Origin of the sequence: Kitasatospora sp. NPDC056076 (assembly GCF_042266305.1) — a bacterium.
Taxonomy (GTDB): domain Bacteria; phylum Actinomycetota; class Actinomycetes; order Streptomycetales; family Streptomycetaceae; genus Kitasatospora.
On the sequence record NZ_JBHJWG010000004.1, the window covers coordinates 147071 to 164344 of the forward strand.

Sequence of the window (17274 nt, forward strand, 5' to 3'; positions counted from 1 at the left end):
TCTCGCACCAGGCACCGGACAGCACTACGACACCCATGGAGGTCACCATGACGACCGCGATCGATGCCCCGGTCATCCCCTTCGGGGCCCGCGCCGAGCGGACCCCCTACACCGTCGACGTGGACGGCTCCACCTTCCGCTTCGACCCGGAGCGGCAGGTGAACATCACCACCGCCGGCGGCTTGCTCGCCCGCACCGCGATGGCGGGGTCCTGCACCAACACGAACTGGGACAGCAAGAACGACGACACCGCCGACCCGTACGTCGTCGGCTGATCCATGCGGATTCTCGACAGCGGCGCGGTGCTGGTCGTCGCGAAGGAGATGGATCCGACTGCCGATCTCGTCGTGGACGAGCTGACGCAGCGCGGGGCGCCGGTGATGCGGTTCGACATGGGCGACTTCCCGCAGCGGATGACGCTCACCGTCGAGCACGATGCGGCCCCGTGGTCCGGCATCCTCGCTGACGATCACCGCTCCGTGCCGCTGGAGGGGGTGAGGGCCGTCTACTACAGGCGGCCCTGCCTCCCCTCCGTAAGCACTGCCATCGTGGAGCCGCACCACACGTGGGCGAAGGATCAGGCCCTCGCTGGTCTCCTCGGCCTCCTCTACGGCTTGCCGGTGCTGTGGGTGAACCGTCCGGACGTGGACGGGATCGCCTCCCACAAGCCCGGGCAGCTTCCCGTGGCCACCGCCCAGGGTCTGTCCACTCCCCGTTCCCTGATCACCACCGACCCGGAGGCTGCCCGCCGGTTCTGTCGACGAATCGATGGGCCGGTGATCTGCAAGCCGCTGATGGGAGGCCCTCTGCGCTATGACGACGGCCGCCGGAACGGCGTGCCGACGCACCTCATCGACCCCGGTGCCATCGATGAGACGGTGGCGTTGACAGCGCACCTGTTCCAGGAGTGGATCCCCAAGCGGCACGAGGTGCGACTCACCGTGGTCGGTACCAGGATGTTCGCCGCCGAGATCCACGCCGGGAGCGATGCGTCCCACGTCGACTGGCGCTCCGATTACGATGCCCTCACCTACGAAGTCACCGAGGTGCCAGACCGCGTCCGGAAGGGTGTGCTGGCCTGGCTGGCTCACTTCCGGCTGAACTTCGGGGCGTTCGACTTCGCCGTCACACCTGCGGGCGAGTGGGTGCTGTTCGAGTGCAATCCCTCCGGGGAGTGGTCTTGGATTCAAAACCGGACCGGTCTCCCGATCGCCCCGGCAATCGCCGACCTTCTTGCGGGAGGAACACCTTGACCGTCACGGACACCGACCGGGCCGCCGAGCTGCGGCGTCGGCTCGCTCGCCGAATCGCCGCCGCGGGGCACCTTCCGGATCCGCGCTGGCGTGAGGTCTTCGAACGCGTGCCCCGCCATGTGTTCGTCCCCGCGTTCTGGCAGGGCCCCGATCGTCGGATCACCCCCGCCGACCGGGACTGGCTCGACCTCGTCTACGCCGACGACGTCCTGGTCACTCAACTCACCGGCGGGGCAGCCACCTCGTCCTCCACCGCGCCCGCCCTGATGCTCGACATGCTGCACGCGCTGGATGTGCACGACGGCAACCGGGTGTTCGAGGTCGCGGCAGGAACGGGCTACAACCTCGCACTGCTCGCCGAGCGCCTCGGCCCCCGAAACGTCTCGGGGATCGAGGTGGACCGCTCCCTGGCCGGACTCGCCAGGGAGCGGTTGGAGGAGTGCGGCTACCCCGTCACCGTGTACGCGGGGGACGGCAGGGCCGGTCACCCTGGCGGGGAGATGTGTGACCGGTTGATCGCCACCTGTGGGTTCGCGTCCATCCCGGCGGCGTGGCTGCGACAGGTCCGGCCCGGCGGGGTCATCGTCGCGCCGATCGGATGGGGAACCGTCCGCCTGGTCGTCGGCGAGGGTGGGGGCGCCTCGGGTCGGTTCCTGCCGTTCGCCTCGTACTTCATGACGGTTCGCGCGGAGGGCGCCAGAGGCATTCCCGTTTACCCCGGAACTCCGGCCGGCACCACCGGCCGGGCGACCGATGTGGATCCGGGCGCCATCGGGGACGACTCGTTCCGGCACCTGTTGTCGATCGTTCTCCCGGGCTTGGGGCAGTCCACCGAGTGCGACGGCCACCAGCACGTCACCGCATGCCAGTTGTGGGCCGACGACGGCTCCTGGGCCCGTGTCGAGGCGGGCACGGTCCGGCAGTGCGGCCCGCGACGGCTGTGGGACACGGTGGAAGAGGCCTACGCGGTCTGGGTCGAGCAGGGCCGACCGGGCCGCGACCGGTACGGCATCACCGTGACGCCGGACGGCCAGCGGGTCTGGATCGGCGACCCGGGCGGGCCGAGCTGGCTCCTGCCCGCTGCGTAGCCGGGCGAGACCGTCAGCCGGCTTCCAGGGTCGCCTTCATGACCTGGGCGCCCCGGCTGACGCGCAGGCGGACCTGGTCGGCCATCTCGTGAGGGAGCACGTCCGTCGTCCACACCAGGCGGCACCGTCCCTCGGCCACCGGGAGCACCTGGAAGGAGGCGTGGTGGTGGGTCAGCGGGAGCTTGAAGCCCTCGACGGCCGAGTACGCCAACCGTCGCAACTCCTCGTCCACGCTGACGATCAGCTCCCGGATCACCGCACCGCCGGGCACGGTGAGGTACCGGACGTCGCCGTCCATCCGGGTGTCGAGGACGTAGCCGGGGATGAGGCGCCGGTGCACGGCGCCGACGTCCCGTACGGCGTCCCACACGGACGCCGTGTCGGCCTCGATCAGCACGTCCTCGACAACTGTGGCGATGGTCCCCAACTCCCTCAGGCAGTACCGAAGAAGCTGTCCAGGATCCGTTGCGCGGCCAGCCCCGCCGGCAGCGTACCGGCCCGTACCTGGGCCTCCAGGTCCGGGGTGAGCCGCCGTACCTCCGGGTGTTCGTGCAGCCGCGCGTACAGCTGGTCGTGGACCATCGACCACGTCCACTCGACCTGCTGCTCCCGCCGCTTCGCGGCCAGCCCGCCCGTCGCGTCCAGTATCTTGCGGTGCTGCTGCAACCGCTCCCACAGCACGTCCAGGCCCGCCCCGTCGAGCCCGCTGCACGTCAGCACCGGCGGCGTCCACGCCGCGTCCGGTGCCTGCAACAGCCGCAGTGCGCCCGCGAGTTCGCGCGCAGCGGCGCGGGCGTCGCGCTCGTGCGGTCCGTCCGCCTTGTTGACGGCGATGACGTCCGCGAGCTCCAGCACGCCCTTCTTGATGCCCTGGAGCTGGTCGCCGGTCCGGGCCAGCGACAGCAGCAGGAAGGTGTCCACCATCCCGGCCACCGTCGTCTCCGACTGCCCGACCCCCACCGTCTCGATGAGGACGACGTCGTAGCCCGCCGCCTCCATCACGACCATCGACTCCCGGGTGGCCTTGGCGACGCCGCCCAGCGTTCCCGAGGTCGGCGACGGCCGCACGAAGGCGGCCGGGTCCACCGCCAGCCGCTCCATCCGGGTCTTGTCGCCCAGGATGGACCCGCCGGTGCGGCTCGACGTCGGGTCGACGGCGAGCACGGCGACCCGGTGGCCGAGCCCGGTGAGCATCGTCCCGAAGGAGTCGATGAAGGTCGATTTGCCGACACCGGGCACCCCGGTGATGCCGACCCGCACCGCCCCGCCCGCGTGCGGCAGCAGCCGCTGGAGCAGCTGCTGCGCGAGCGCGCGGTGGTCGGGGCGGGTGGATTCGACGAGGGTGACGGCGCGCGCGATCCAGGCGCGCGAGCCGTCCAGGACGCCCGTCACGTAGGCGTCGAGGTCGATCGTCCTCGGTGGCATCGGACTCAGCGGCTCACAGCTCGTGGCCGAGTTCGACGGCCAGGGCGGTCAGCAGGTCGAAGGCCGCGTCCGGGATCACCGTGCCCGGGCCGAAGACCGCCGCCGCGCCCGCCTCGTACAGGGCCTGGAAGTCCTGCGGCGGGATGACGCCGCCGACCACGATGGTGATGTCCTCCCGCCCGGCCGCGGCCAGTTCGGCGCGCAGCGCGGGCACCAGGGTGAGGTGCCCGGCGGCCAGCGAGGAGACGCCGACGATGTGGACGTCCGCCTCGACGGCCTGGCGGGCGACCTCGGCCGGGGTCTGGAACAGTGGGCCGACGTCGACGGTGAAGCCGAGGTCGGCGAAGGCGGTGGCGATCACCTTCTGGCCGCGGTCGTGGCCGTCCTGGCCCATCTTGGCGACCAGGATGCGCGGGCGACGGCCTTCGGCCTGCTCGAACCGCTCGACCAGGTCGCGGGTGCGTTGGAGGGGCGCCGACGGGCCCGCTTCGTCTCGGTACACACCGGAGATGGTACGGATCTGGCCGGAGTGGCGGCCGTACACCTTCTCCAGGGCGTCGGAGATCTCGCCGACCGTCGCCTTCGCCCGGGCCGCGTTGACGGCCAGGTGCAGCAGGTTGCCGTCCAGCGAGCCGCCGCGCTGCGGGCCGGCCTCGGCGGCCGCCGTCAGCGCGCGCAGGGCGTCCTGGCACTGCGCCTCGTCGCGCTCCTCGCGCAGCCGGCGCAGCTTCTCGATCTGCCGGGCCCGCACCGCCGAGTTGTCGACCTTGAGGACGTCGATCTGCTCGTCGTTCTCGACCCGGTACTTGTTGACGCCGATCACCGGCTGGCGGCCGGAGTCGATCCGGGCCTGGGTGCGGGCGGCGGCCTCCTCGACGCGCATCTTGGGGATGCCCGCGTCGATGGCCTTGGCCATGCCGCCGGCCGCCTCGACCTCCTGGATGTGCTGCCAGGCCCGGGCGGCGAGGTCCTGCGTCAGCTTCTCGACGTACGCGGAGCCGCCCCACGGGTCGATGACCCGGCAGGTGCCGGACTCCTGCTGGAGCAGCAGCTGGGTGTTGCGGGCGATCCGGGCGGAGAAGTCCGTCGGCAGGGCGAGCGCCTCGTCGAGGGCGTTGGTGTGCAGCGACTGGGTGTGGCCCTGGGTGGCGGCCATCGCCTCGACGCACGTGCGGGTCACGTTGTTGAAGACGTCCTGGGCGGTCAGCGACCAGCCGGAGGTCTGCGAATGGGTGCGCAGCGAGAGGGACTTGGGGTTCTTCGGGTCGAACTGCTTGACCAGCTTGGCCCACAGCAGCCGGGCCGCGCGCAGCTTGGCGACCTCCATGAAGAAGTTCATGCCGATCGCCCAGAAGAACGACAGCCGCGGCGCGAAGGCGTCCACGTCCAGGCCCACGTCCAGGCCCGCGCGCAGGTACTCGACTCCGTCGGCCAGGGTGTAGGCGAGCTCCAGGTCGGCGGTGGCCCCGGCCTCCTGGATGTGGTAGCCGGAGATGGAGATCGAGTTGTACCGGGGCATCTTCTGCGAGGTGTACGCGAAGATGTCCGAGATGATCCGCATCGACGGCTGCGGCGGGTAGATGTAGGTGTTGCGGACCATGAACTCCTTGAGGATGTCGTTCTGGATGGTCCCGGCGAGCTTCTCCGGCGGCACCCCCTGCTCCTCGGCCGCGACGATGTACAGCGCGAGGACGGGCAGCACCGCGCCGTTCATGGTCATCGACACCGACATCTTGTCCAGCGGGATGCCGTCGAACAGCTGGCGCATGTCGTAGATCGAGTCGATGGCGACGCCCGCCATGCCGACGTCGCCGGTGACGCGCGGGTGGTCGCTGTCGTAGCCGCGGTGGGTCGGCAGGTCGAAGGCGACCGAGAGGCCCTTCTGGCCGGCCGCGAGGTTGCGGCGGTAGAAGGCGTTGGACTCCTCGGCGGTGGAGAAGCCCGCGTACTGGCGGACGGTCCACGGCTGGTTGACGTACATGGTCGGGTACGGCCCGCGCAGGTACGGGGCGATGCCGGGGTACGTCTCCAGGAAGTCCAGGCCGTCGAGGTCGGCCGCGGTGTACAGCGGTTTGACGCCGATGCCCTCGGGGGTGTCCCAGACCAGCTCGTCGGGGGCCTTGCCGGTGGACCGCTGCCAGGCGGCCTGCCACTGGGCGTCGGTGACCTCTCCGGCAGCCGAGCCGGCAGAGGAACCGGCGGAGGAACCGGCAGAGGAACCGGCGGAGGAGTCGTCCAGCCCGATTCCGGTGAAGTCGGGGATCATCGCGCCACTCCAATGAGGTCCAGCAGGGAGGTGAGGACGGCGATCGCGTCCCCGCCCGCGTAGATGAACTCGTCCACTCCGGCGGGTACTTCGGCCGGGCGGCCGGCCAGCAGCACGCGCTGGGCGCCCGCCTCCTTCAAGGCTACGGCGACGGCCGCGGCGTGCTCGCCGTACAGGGCGTCGCTGGAGCACAGGCAGGCGACGGCCGCACCGGACTCGCGGAACGCCGCGGCGAACGCGGCCGGGTCGACGCCCTCGGTGGACGCCGTCGCGATGCCGCCGGCCTGGAACAGGTTGGCGGCGAAGGTGGTGCGCCCGGTGTGCGCGGAGGCGGTGCCGATCGAGGCCAGGAACAGCGCCGGGCGGGCGCCGGTGGCCGCCAGGTGGGCGTCCGAGCGGTCCCGCAGCGCCTCGTACGCCTCGGCGCGGCGCACCCGCGGCAGGCCGCCGGTGTGCCCGGCCGGAGCCGGTTCGCGGACCAGCGGCTGCTCGTCCAGGTGCGGGAACTCGCTGACACCGGTGACGGGTTCGCGCCGCTTGGCGAGCTTCGCGGACCGCTCCGCCCAGGTCGCGGCGATCCGGTCGCCGACCAGCCCGGACGCCAGCGCGGCCTGCTGGCCGCCGGCCCGCTCGATCTCCTGGAACCAGGCCCAGGCGGCCTGCGCCAGCTCCTCGCCGAGCTGCTCGACGTACCAGGAGCCGCCGGCCGGGTCGATCACCCGGGACAGGTGGGATTCCTCCAGCAGGATCGACTGGGTGTTGCGGGCGATCCGGCGGGCGAAGGCGTCGGGCAGGCCGAGGGCGCTGTCGAAGGGCAGCACGGTGACGGCGTCGGCGCCGCCGACCCCGGCGGCCAGGCAGGCCACGGTGGTGCGCAGCATGTTCACCCACGGGTCGCGGGCGGTCATCATCACCCGGGAGGTGACGGCGTGCTGGCGCTGCGCCGAGGCCTCGGCGGAGCCGCCGGACACCTCGGCGACGCGGGCCCAGAGGCGGCGCGCGGCGCGGAACTTGGCGATGGTCAGGAACTGGTCGGCGTCGGCGGCGTAGCGGAACTCCAGCTGGCCGAGCGCGGCGTCGACGGAGAGGCCGGCCGCGGTCAGCGCGCGCAGGTAGGCGACGCCGGTGGCGAGCGCGCAGCCCAGCTCCTGGGCGGGGGAGGCGCCGGCCTCGTGGTACGGCAGGGCGTCCACGGTGAGGGCCCTGACGTTCGGGTAGCCCTCGGCGCAGCGGGCGGCGAGCGCGGCGGCCTCGGCGAGCAGGGCGTCGGTGCGGCCGGCGGAGCCGGTGCGGGCCTGGAGGCCGAGCGGGTCGGCGCCGAGGTTGCCGGCGGCGGAGGCGGGGGAGACCTCGCGCTCCTCGTACAGCCCGAACAGCCGCTCGGCGGCCTCGGTGAAGTCCGGTCCCGCGTCGAGGGCGACGGCGGCGAGGTCCAGGTACACCCCGTCGAGCGCCTCGGGCAGGGCGGCGACGGGCAGGCCCGCGTCGCCGAGCTCCAGCCAGAGCGAGCCGACGCCGTGCTCCAGGTCGGCCAGGACGGCCTCGTTGGCGCGCCGGCGGTCCGGGTCGGCGTGCCGCTGCCGTACGTCCCACCCGGCGACGGCGGAGCCCTGCGGCCGGCCGCCGCGGACGAACGGCGGGAAGCCGGGGTAGCCGGGCTCGACCGAGGTGTTCTCGGCGGTGTACAGCGGGCGGGCGCGCAGCCCGTCCTGGAGCGCGGTGGTGAGCGCCTGCTCGGCGGCGGCGCCGTCCTCGGGCCGGGCACCGGACTTGCGCAGCACGCCCTCGACGAGCTGCTGCCACTGCTCACGGTGCGCGGCCGGGAACTCGGCGGCGAGGGGGAGCCTTTCGGGCGGGACCTTCATGTCCGCAGGTTAGCGCCCGTTAGCGGAGCGGAAGGAGGGTCGTTAAGTGTGACCTTGTTCTCGATTTGGCGCGCTTTCGGCCCGTGGCCAGCACTCCGTCCGGCGGGGAGTGCCACGAGGCGGGGGCCGGGGCCCGGCGGAGGGTCGGCGGGCCGCCCGGAAGTGCCCTGGATCAGGGGGATTGCGGAACCCCGCCCCTCATCTATTAAGTTACTTCGAAGAAGGCGGGTGGGGACGGCATCCCCCGTACGGCCCCGCCCGTCCTTCGCCGTCCCCTGCGCGTCCCCCGGCGCGCCCTGCGGGTGTCCCGGCCGGTCGTCCCCCCGATCGGCCGAATGAACGTGCGAATGCCACTCGGACGTTCCTCCAGTGTCACCGCACGTCACCGCACCTCCCCGCCCGTCCCCCGAAGGAGTGCCACCTCGATGGGAAAGCGCCGTAAGCCCAGCCCCCCGAGCCGGGCCCGCATGGCGGTCCTCACCACGGCGATGGCCGGCGGTGCGGTGCTCGCCGCCGGCACCGCCCACGCCGAGCCGACCCCGAGCCTGGCCTCCGTCAAGGAGCAGGTGGACAAGCTCAACGAGGAGGCCGAGCAGTCCGTCGAGCAGTACAACGGCTTCCAGGAGAAGCAGCAGAAGCTCCAGGGCGAGGCCAACCGGATCCAGGAGAAGGTCGCCCGCGGCCAGGAGTCGATGAACGAGCTGCGCACCCGGCTCGGTGCCGTCGCCGCCGACCAGTACCGCAACGGCGGCATCGACCCCTCCGTCCAGCTGATGTTCGACTCCGACCCGGCCGGCTACCTGGAGCGCGCCTCGGCGCAGAACCAGGCCGCCGGCACCCAGACGGCCCTGCTCAAGCAGGCCCAGGACGAGCAGCGCAAGCTCGACCAGGACCGCGCCGAGGCCACCGCCACGCTCGCCCAGCTCGACTCGGTCGGCACCGAACTGACGGCGAAGAAGCAGCAGATCCAGACCAAGCTGGCCCAGGCCCAGGCCACCCTCAACAAGCTGAGCGCCGAGGACCGCGCCAAGGTCAACGCCCAGCAGGCCGCCGACAAGGCCAAGGCCGAGGCCCAGCAGGCGGCCGCCGCCGACCGGGCCTCCCGCTCGGCCGCGCGCCCGGACATGAACACCCCGGCCCCGCCGCCGGCGGCCGCCAGCGGCCGGGCCGCGGCGATCGTCCAGTTCGCCTACGCCCAGCTCGGCAAGCCGTACCAGTGGAGCTCCACCGGCCCCAACAGCTTCGACTGCTCCGGCCTCACCGGCGCCGCCTACCGCGCGGCGAACGTCAAGCTCTCCCGGATCTCCCAGGACCAGTGGAACGACGGCCCGCGGGTAGCCCGCTCCGATCTCCAGCCCGGCGACCTGGTCTTCTTCTACCCGGACATCCACCACGTCGGGATCTACATCGGCGACGGCAAGATGATCCACGCCCCGCGCACCGGCAAGAACGTCGAGGTCCTGCCGATCTCCGCGATGCCCTACATGGGTGCTGTCCGCCCGTAACGGCCTCCGCCCGTAACGGCCTCCGCGCGCCGCACGCCTTCGGACGGGTCGCCGACGACCCGTCCGGAGGCGTTCCGGTAGCTCGTCCGGAGGCGCCCCGCGGCCCGTCAGAGGCCGAGGACCTCCAGCTGGGCGTCGGTGTCGTTGGTGCCGCCGACGTACAGGGTGTGGCCGTCGGGGCCGACGGCGAGGCCGTCGAGCGCCGACTCCTGGGGGGTGAGGGAGTCGGCGGTGTCGACGGTGGCGGTCGCGGTGTCGACGGAGATGACCGCCGTGGTGCCGGAGGAGTCCTGCTGGAGCAGGTAGAACCGGCTGCTGTCGGCGCTCAGCCGGGGCGGGACGTCGCTGCGGACGGGGACGGTGCGGATGCTCCGGAGCAGGGTGTCCGTGGCGGGGTCGATCAGGTCGAGCGTGCCGCCCGAGTTGGGGCCGGTCGCGAAGAGCCGGCCGCCGTCCCGGGTGAAGGCGAGCCCGTTGTCGCCGTTGGTGGCCGTCCCGGGCACCGTCCGGACGAAGGTCAGCGTGCCGCCGGCCGCACTCACGTGGTACAGCCCGGCGCCGCCCCCGATGTACAGGTCCCGGCCGTTCGGGTGGAGCGCCGGGGCGCCGGTGTTCAGGGCGGGCAGCCCCACGGTGGGGCCGAACTGCCGCTGCGCGGTGCCGAAGGCGAGCACCCGGGCCTGCCCGCCCTGCCGCCAGGCCGACGGGCCTTGCTGGACGAGGTACACCTCGGAGCCGTCCGGGCCGGCGACGAGGCCGCTGACCAGGCCCTGGGACCAGCCCGTCGGGCGCGGCTGGTCCGGCAGCGGGACGGTGGCGAGCACGGTCGGGCCGCCGGTGGCGACGACGCTGAGTTGCAGGCCGTTCACCACGTACAGGCGCGAGCCGTCCGGGCTGAGCGCCGACTGCGGGGAGCCCTGGGCGGCGCCGAGCGGGGCCGTGCCGGTCACCTGGCCGGACCGGGTGTCCACCGCCCGCACCACGAGGTTGCCGTCGGAGTCGGTCGTGACGACGTAGGCCGTGGCGCCGTCCGGGCTGACGGAGGGCAGCGCCTGGCCCGAGCCGACGGTGACGACGCCGGGGGTGCCGGACACCGGAGCGGACGCGGCCCGGGCGCTGCCGCCGGCGAGGACGAGGGCGGTGGTGGCGGCGAGCAGAGTGACCCGGCGGAGGGCCTTCGCGCGCTGACTGGCTGACATCAAGTCCCCTTGTTCGTCCGTGTGTTGAGATGGCGATGGGCAGGCTAGCGGACTACGGTGGACGGGTGGTGGACAGTCAGGGGGCGAATCTTCCACCTGAGCTGTGGCGCCCGCGCCCCGGCGCCCGCTCCGGAAACCACTCCCGAGGAGAGCACGTGAGCCTGCCCGAGACCGTCGTGCGACTGGACCCGAAGCCCGAGGACCACGCCTACACCTTCGGCGGCCGAGCTCCGCTGGTGACCGTCCGGCCCGGCACCGTCGTCGAACTGGCCACCGAGGACTGCTTCGGCGGCAAGGTCCGCGGCACCGGCGACCTGCCCAGCCAGGTCTGCGTCTTCCCGTACCTCAACCCCGTCACCGGCCCGATCGCGGTGGCCGGCGCCGAACCCGGCGACCTGCTCGCGGTGCACTTCGTCGAGATCACCCCGGCCCGGGGCCACGGCGTCTCCAGCACCTTCCCGCACTTCGGCGCGCTGACCGCCACCCACAGCACGGCGATGCTGCACGCCCCGCTGGAGGAGCGGGTCTGGGTCTACGACCTGGACGTCGCGGCCGGCCTCTGCCGCTTCCGGGCCCGCACCGGCGAGTTCACGGTCGACCTGCCGCTGGACCCGATGCACGGCACGGTCGGTGTCGCCCCCGCGGCCGGTGAGGTGCTGGCCTCGATCACCCCGGGCGCCCACGGCGGCAACCTGGACACCCCCGAGATGCGGGCCGGCACCACCGCCTACTTCGGCGTCAACGTCGAGGGCGGCCTGCTCGCCATCGGGGACGGCCACGCCCGGCAGGGCGAGGGCGAGGTGTGCGGCACGGCCGTCGAGGTGGCGATGCGCACCACCGTGATCGTCGACCTGGTCAAGGGCGGCGGCCCGGCCTGGCCCCGGCTGGAGAACGACGACTTCCTGATCAGCACCGGCTCCGCCCGCCCGTTGGAGGACGCCTTCCGGATCAGCCAGCACGACCTGGTCGGCTGGACCGGCGGACTGCTCGGACTGGACCGACTCGACGCCTACCAGCTGGTCAGCCAGGCCGGCCTGGCCCCGGCCGCGAACGTCTGCGACACCAACTACACGATGGTCGCCAAGCTGCCGAAGCGCGTCCTGGGCCGCGCCCGCGCCTACGACGGCCTGCACGACCGGCTCCGGGAGGCCGCGGCGGCGTACCTGCGGCACCGGTGAGGCGGCCGCGCGCCGCACCTCTTACGGGTGCGGCGCGCAGGCCAACAGGTACGGCAGGGCCGGCACCGCTGGAAGCGTCAACACCCCGAGTCGACACGCCAGTTGGCGCCGCCGACCGCTGCCGGGCCGGGCCAGCCGGCGGACCCGGGCCAGCACGCCGGTGGAGGCGACTCCCCAGGTGCCACCGGGAGTTGTCCCCGAGACCGCCAACGCGCAGAGCGCCGAGGCCAGTTCGCTCCGGGACACCTCGGCCAGCGCCGCGTCGTCGGCTGCCATCTCCAGCAGCAGCGCCACCTCCGAGCGCCCCAGCCGGGCCAGCGGCAGGGGGCCCAGCAGCAGCGCGAAGGTGTCGACGGGCAGGCGGAAGAGGTGGTGGCGGCCGCGGATGTGCCCGTGCTCGTGGGCGACGGCCGCGGCCAACTGCCGCTCGTCCAGCAGCCGCAGCGCGCCGCGGGACAGCACCACCCGGGAGCGCCGGCCGGGCAGGCAGTAGATGGTCGGGTGGGCGTGCTCCAGGACCAGCGCGCCCCAGTGCCGGTCCCGTACGGCGACCACGTCCAGCACCGCCCGGTGCCGCCGCCGGGCCCGTCCGGTCCGGGCGCCGACGGCGGCCAGCAGCCCGGTGAGCAGGGCCCCGGCAGTGGCGAGCAGCCACCAGTCGTGGGTGTGCGGCAGCACCGGACCGGTCGGTTCGAGGTGCGGGAACAGGCCGATCAGCCCGGCCGGCTCGTGCGCGGCGGGCTCGAAGGCGTGGTGCGCCGCGAGTACCAGGGCGACCGTGAAGGAGGCCATCAGCGCCAGCCACAGCGCGACCCCGAGCAGGGGGCGGGTCTGGAGCCGGGCCTGGAGCCGGGCCGAGCCGGCCAGTCGGCGGGGGAGCAGCACGCCGGTCGCGGCCAGGTAGAGGCCGAGCAGGGCGAGCGTCACTCGGCGTCCCGGGCCTTCACCTGTTCGAGGGCGGCGAGCAGGGCGGACGCCTCGTCCCCGCTCATCCGGTCGACGAAGTGCAGCAGGGCGCCGGCCCGGTCCGTGGTGGTCTCCAGCGCCTGGTGCATCAGCTGGGCGGTGTACGCCTCCCGGGTGCAGGTCGGCTCGTACACCCACGCGCGGCCGACCTTGTCCCGGCGCAACCAGCCCTTGGTGTGCAGGATGTCGGCGACGGTGGTCACGGTGGTGTACGCGACCGGGCGCTGCTGCTGGAGGTCGTCGACCACCTCGCGCACCGTGGCCGGGCGCTCCCAGTCCCACAGCCGGTCCATGATCTCGGCCTCGAGATCGCCGAAACCCCGTAGCACCGCCCTCGTCTCCCTCGCCGCACCGACCGCCGGCGCCCTTCGCCCGCTGGAACGCGGCCCATGCTACGGAACGCACCGGGCGCCCGCCCCCGGGTGAGGGGGGCGGGCGCCCACGGATTCCGGGCGGTGCCCGGGGGGTGCTCAGGTCGTGCTCGGCCGGTGGTCGAAAGGTGCCCGGCGTGCCCGAGCAGGAGAGAGCGGGACGGCTCAGGACAGCCGCCGCCCCAGCGGCACCTTGGAGCGGGTGAACAGCGCCGCGAGCAGCCCGGCCACCACCGGCAGCACCAGGACCACCAGCAGCAGCTCCCCCCAGGGCGCGGCGAGCAGCATCCCCTTCGAGCCGAACCCGCTGGCCCGGGACTTCAACAGCCCCACCGCCGGGACGAAGCCGTTCACCGCCCCGAGCAGCGCCCCGAGCAGGGCGATCAGCGCGCACTGCAGTCCCGCCATGGTCCGGCGGATCCGCGGCGGTGCGCCGACCGCGGCCAGGGTGGCCTGGTCCTGCCGGGAGTCGGCGGCCGCGAGCCCGGTGGCGATCCCGGCCGCGCCGAGCACGACCAGCCCGGCGAAGCCGCTGAGCGCGAGGGTGAGCGCGTCGCCCTTGGGCTGGTAGCCGCGCTCGACGTCCAGCTCGGCGTAGTGGTCCAGTCGGGCCGCGGCGGCCGCGGCCCGCTGCTGCGCCTTGCGATCGGGCGGGGTGGCCGGGCGCCAGACCGCGCCCTGGGGCGCCGAGGCGAGGCCGAGCCTGCTCAGTGCGGCGGTCGACAGCAGCCCCTGGGCGTAGCGGGCGGCGTCCGGGTTGTCGACCAGCACCGCGTCCACCGGGACCTCCTGGAGGTCGGGCTTGGGGACCTGCCCGGGCTGCAGCGGGGCGCCGCCGCCTCCGCGCAGCAGCAGTACGGCCTTGCCGTCGGCGCCGATCAGCGACCGGTCGAAGACCAGCAGCTTCCCGGCGGCCAGCGCCTGTTCGGCCGTGCGGTCCCGCACGTCGAAGAGGTTGTGCAGCAGGGTGGCGTCCCCGGTGGCGAGGTGGGGGATGGCCGCGAGGTGGCGCATCTCCACCGGGCCCTTGAGGGTGACGGTGCTGGAGCAGTTGTCGCAGAACTTGTAGACGGCCTGGCCGACGTCGGCGCGCGGGCCGAGCCCGGACAGCTGCTTCTCCACCTCGGCCGGCAGCTGGGCGGCCTGCGGGCCCTCCCGGTGGCTGAGCAGTTGGACGGCGCCGTACGGGGCCTCTGGCCGGTAGTCGCGCCGGTTCTCGGCGTCGGTGCTGGTGCTGTACACCCCGATCGCGACGGCCCCGGCCACGGCGGCCATCACCGCGGCGACGGCCGGTGCGGTGCGGGAGCGGTTGCGGGCGGAGTCGCGCAGGGCCAGCCGGGGGCCGAGCGGCAGCCGCCCGGCGAACCGGCCGAACAGGGCGACCAGCAGGGGGGTGCAGGCGAGCAGTCCGAGTTCGGCGAAGACCGAGCCGAGCAGCACGGTGAGGGTGCGGGCGTCGTAGGTGCTGACCACGGGCGCGCCGTGCTGGACGGCGCCCGCGCCGTACATCGCGATCGCGCCGCCGCCGAGGAGCAGCGCCACGCCGAGCACGGTGACCAGGCGGTTGGGCGCCCGGACGGTGTCCCGGCCGGTGAGGCCGGCGGTGACGCTGCGCCGGGCGGCCTGCCAGGCCGGCAGCGCGGCCGCGAGCAGGGCGGTGATCACACCGATCCCGGCGATGGCCAGCAGGTCCACCGGGGGGAGGGCGAAGTGGCCGAAGCGGGCACCGCCGACCTCCTCGATCACCGACCGAAGCGCGGCGACCAGCCCGGTGCCGACGGTCACCCCGAGGACCGCCCCGGCCAGGCCGAGCACCAGGCCGCCGCCGAGCACCACCGCGCCGATGTGGGTGCGCCGGCCGCCCGCGGCGCCGAGCAGCGCGAGCTGGCGGCGGGAGCGGCGGGCGCCGACCGCGAAGGCGGGCCCGGCGAGCAGGGCGACCTCCAGCAGCCCCATGCCGGTGACGGTGGCGACCACGACCTTGGTGCTGTTGCCGCCGGCGGGGTCGCGGTAGACGGTGGAGTCCCGGTAGTAGGGGACGGCGCCGTACGGCGGCGGGTCGAGCGCGACGGCCCGCGCGGTGAGGGTGTAGCCGTGGGCGTTGAACGACTGGACCGTGGCCCAGTCGAGGGCGGCCCCGCCCGGGAGGTGCACCAGCCAGGAGCCGCGGTTGGTGCGGCCCTGCCCGGGGGCGGGCTGCCCGGGTTCCGCGGCGGCGGCCAGCTGGTCGAGCAACTCGCCCGGGCGGGCGATGAGTTCGACCCGCTTGAGGTCGTCCGGGTGCTCCACCAGGCCGGTGATGCGGAAGGTGGTCCGCTCCAGTCCCTGGACGGTGGTGTCGCTGCCGATCCGGAGTCCGGAGTTGTCCAGGAAGGCCTGGGTGACGGCGACTTCGTGCGGCGCGCCGGGCGCGCGGCCCTCGACCAGGTCGGCCCGGCCGCGCCAGACCGGGTCGCCCAGGTCTGCCTCGGCGGTGAGGGTGCGGACCAGGCCCTCGGGCGAGCTCGCACCGGTCTCCGGTCCGGTCCGGACGGGGGTGAGCGCGCTGCCGGGCGGGAGCAGCGAGCCGACCAGGACGGTCGGGTCGGTGCTCGCGCCCTTGAGCTGCTCGGGCGTGGGCTGTTGGCCGGGCCGCGGTTGGACGGCGAACGCGCCGTCCTCGGCGACCGGGGCCTGTTCGACGGCCTGGCCCGGGCTGAGCGCGGTGACCAGCGCGTCCGCGCCGCCCACCACCCGCTCGACCCGTTCGGCGGGGGACAGCTGGCCGCTGCGGTGGACCACGTCGGCGCCGGTGACGCCGAGCACGGGCAGGGCGATCATGGCCACGATCAGGGCGCTGCGCCCCTTGGCCCGCAGGGCGTCGCGCCGGGCCATCCGCAGCGCGACCTTCCACGCTCCGAACCTCATCGGGCCACCTCGCCGAAGGAGTTGGCGGTGGAGTCGTCGAGGGGCTGGGAGCGGTGGACGGCGGCCCGGCTGTTGCCGGAGCGGCGTCCGACGCTCTCGGAGGCGACCGAGCCGTCCCGCAGGTGGACCACCCGGTCGGCCCAACTGGCGTGTGAGGCCTCGTGGGTGACCATCATGGCGGCCGCCCCGGCGTCGCAGCGGGCGCGCAGTACGGCGAGCACGGCGTCGCCGGTGGCGGAGTCGAGCGCCCCCGTGGGTTCGTCGGCGAGGACGAGCCGGCGCTCGCCGATCAGGGCGCGGGCGATGGCGACGCGCTGCTGCTGTCCGCCGGACATGTCGTCGGGGAAGCGGTCGGCGAGCTCGCCGATGCCCAGTTCCTCCAGGGCGGCGAGGGCCTCCCGGCGGGCGGTGCGTCCGGAGACGCCGTCGAGCTCGCGCGGCAGGGCGATGTTCTCGGCGGCGGTGAGCGCCGGGATCAGGTTGTAGTCCTGGAAGACGTAGCCGACGGAGCGCCGCCGCAGGTCGGCGAGCTTGCCCCGGCCGAGGCCACCGAGGGTGACGCCCTCGACCAGCACCTCGCCGCCGCTGGGCAGGTCCAGCCCGCCGGCCAGGGTGAGCAGGGTCGACTTGCCCGAGCCGGAGGGCCCCATCACGGCGACGAACTCGCCGGCGTGGACGGTCAGGTCGACCTCGCGCAGGGCGTGCACCTCGGCGGCGCCGCGGCCGTGCACCCGGGAGACCCCGGCCAGCTGCAGGACGGGCGCGGGTCGGCTCGGATCGATGTGGGACATGGTTCCCCCTCGTGAGCTGTTCAGCTGCATATGTCGGTGAACTATATATGCCGGTGGAGGAAGAGCAAGTCGCGGCGGATTTGGTCAAGGTTCTACAAAGCTGTCGAAGATCGGCCGAAAAGGTGACTCGGGGTCGCCGCGCCGGGTCTATGCTTTGGGAGGTTTGAAAAGGCACCTCGTTCGGTGAGGCGTCTTCACGGACACAGGCCACTGACCCGACGACGTCGAGAGACGCCCAGGTTCAGGACAGGTCTTCCCGAGTTAAGGGTTGACCCCAAGTGGCTTCCGGCCGATCCGGCTGGACACGCCGTGGAGTGCCAAAGCTCTGACGAGTTGGGGTGTACCGGTCCTCGAAGACCGGTGTGCTCCTTGCCGTGTCGTGATGCGGCGCACAGACGGTGCGCCCCCGACCGGGAGGAGGCGAGAGACATGGACTGCGATAGTCCGGGCCACAGTAGCC

The 17274-nt window shown here is 73.5% G+C and carries 14 protein-coding genes and 1 riboswitch; of the genes, 5 read left to right on the top strand and 9 right to left on the bottom strand.

Annotated features, from left to right (window positions below; all coding sequences use genetic code 11):
- Nucleotides 1-47: 47 nt before the first annotated feature.
- From ACFC1T_RS05300 to ACFC1T_RS05310, 3 genes are read left to right on the top strand one after another with little or no spacing between them, the layout of a single operon-like run.
- Nucleotides 48-275, top strand: coding sequence for a hypothetical protein (locus ACFC1T_RS05300; protein ID WP_375883804.1), 228 nt, complete (start codon nucleotides 48-50; stop codon nucleotides 273-275).
- A 3-nt stretch (nucleotides 276-278) separates the two neighbouring features.
- Nucleotides 279-1253, top strand: a complete 975-nt coding sequence (tgmB, locus tag ACFC1T_RS05305) for an ATP-grasp ribosomal peptide maturase (RefSeq protein WP_375883805.1) — start codon at nucleotides 279-281, stop codon at nucleotides 1251-1253.
- Nucleotides 1250-2341, top strand: a complete 1092-nt coding sequence (locus ACFC1T_RS05310) for a methyltransferase domain-containing protein (protein WP_375883807.1) — start codon at nucleotides 1250-1252, stop codon at nucleotides 2339-2341. Before tgmB ends, ACFC1T_RS05310 begins: the two co-directional genes overlap by 4 nt.
- Before the next feature lie 13 nt (nucleotides 2342-2354).
- Here the strand turns inward: ACFC1T_RS05310 and ACFC1T_RS05315 are convergent, their stop codons facing one another.
- From ACFC1T_RS05315 to ACFC1T_RS05330, 4 genes are read right to left on the bottom strand one after another with little or no spacing between them, the layout of a single operon-like run.
- Nucleotides 2355-2768 carry an SRPBCC family protein gene (locus ACFC1T_RS05315; protein WP_375883810.1) on the bottom strand — a complete coding sequence of 138 codons (414 nt, stop codon included), beginning with the start codon at nucleotides 2766-2768 and terminating at the stop codon, nucleotides 2355-2357.
- 5 nt (nucleotides 2769-2773) lie between these two features.
- The gene (gene meaB, locus ACFC1T_RS05320) at nucleotides 2774-3766 is read right to left on the bottom strand and encodes a methylmalonyl Co-A mutase-associated GTPase MeaB (protein WP_375883813.1); all 993 of its coding nucleotides are present in this window, start codon (nucleotides 3764-3766) and stop codon (nucleotides 2774-2776) included.
- Nucleotides 3767-3779: 13 nt separating this feature from the next.
- Entirely contained in the window at nucleotides 3780-6032 is a 2253-nt protein-coding gene (gene scpA, locus ACFC1T_RS05325) for a methylmalonyl-CoA mutase (protein WP_375883815.1), read from the bottom strand.
- Nucleotides 6029-7897, bottom strand: a complete 1869-nt coding sequence (locus ACFC1T_RS05330) for a methylmalonyl-CoA mutase family protein (protein WP_375883818.1) — start codon at nucleotides 7895-7897, stop codon at nucleotides 6029-6031. Before ACFC1T_RS05330 ends, scpA begins: the two co-directional genes overlap by 4 nt.
- 425 nt (nucleotides 7898-8322) lie before the next feature.
- Here ACFC1T_RS05330 and ACFC1T_RS05335 point away from each other — a divergent pair, with 425 nt between their 5' ends.
- Nucleotides 8323-9402 (top strand): NlpC/P60 family protein, encoded by a 1080-nt coding sequence (locus ACFC1T_RS05335; RefSeq protein ID WP_375883821.1) that lies wholly within the window; start codon nucleotides 8323-8325, stop codon nucleotides 9400-9402.
- A gap of 107 nt (nucleotides 9403-9509) precedes the next feature.
- Here the strand turns inward: ACFC1T_RS05335 and ACFC1T_RS05340 are convergent, their stop codons facing one another.
- Complete coding sequence (locus tag ACFC1T_RS05340; protein ID WP_375883824.1) at nucleotides 9510-10601, bottom strand: hypothetical protein; 1092 nt, start codon at nucleotides 10599-10601, stop codon at nucleotides 9510-9512.
- Nucleotides 10602-10756: 155 nt separating this feature from the next.
- Here ACFC1T_RS05340 and ACFC1T_RS05345 point away from each other — a divergent pair, with 155 nt between their 5' ends.
- On the top strand, nucleotides 10757-11779 hold the full coding sequence (locus ACFC1T_RS05345; RefSeq protein ID WP_375883826.1) for an acetamidase/formamidase family protein: 1023 nt from the start codon (nucleotides 10757-10759) through the stop codon (nucleotides 11777-11779).
- A 21-nt stretch (nucleotides 11780-11800) separates the two neighbouring features.
- On the opposite strand, the gene ACFC1T_RS05350 is transcribed toward ACFC1T_RS05345, so the two are convergent.
- The 4 genes from ACFC1T_RS05350 to ACFC1T_RS05365 form a co-directional block, all read right to left on the bottom strand.
- Entirely contained in the window at nucleotides 11801-12706 is a 906-nt protein-coding gene (locus ACFC1T_RS05350) for a M56 family metallopeptidase (protein WP_375883828.1), read from the bottom strand.
- Nucleotides 12703-13038 (bottom strand): BlaI/MecI/CopY family transcriptional regulator, encoded by a 336-nt coding sequence (locus ACFC1T_RS05355; RefSeq protein ID WP_375884025.1) that lies wholly within the window; start codon nucleotides 13036-13038, stop codon nucleotides 12703-12705. The genes ACFC1T_RS05350 and ACFC1T_RS05355 overlap by 4 nt, the downstream gene beginning before the upstream one ends.
- Nucleotides 13039-13281: 243 nt before the next feature.
- Nucleotides 13282-16023 carry an FtsX-like permease family protein gene (locus ACFC1T_RS05360; RefSeq protein WP_375883830.1) on the bottom strand — a complete coding sequence of 914 codons (2742 nt, stop codon included), beginning with the start codon at nucleotides 16021-16023 and terminating at the stop codon, nucleotides 13282-13284.
- Nucleotides 16020-16814: an ABC transporter ATP-binding protein gene (locus tag ACFC1T_RS05365; protein WP_375883836.1), complete on the bottom strand. Its 795-nt coding sequence runs from the start codon at nucleotides 16812-16814 to the stop codon at nucleotides 16020-16022. Before ACFC1T_RS05365 ends, ACFC1T_RS05360 begins: the two co-directional genes overlap by 4 nt.
- Nucleotides 16815-16982: 168 nt before the next feature.
- Nucleotides 16983-17159, top strand: a riboswitch (M-box (ykoK) riboswitch).
- Nucleotides 17160-17274: the final 115 nt, after the last annotated feature.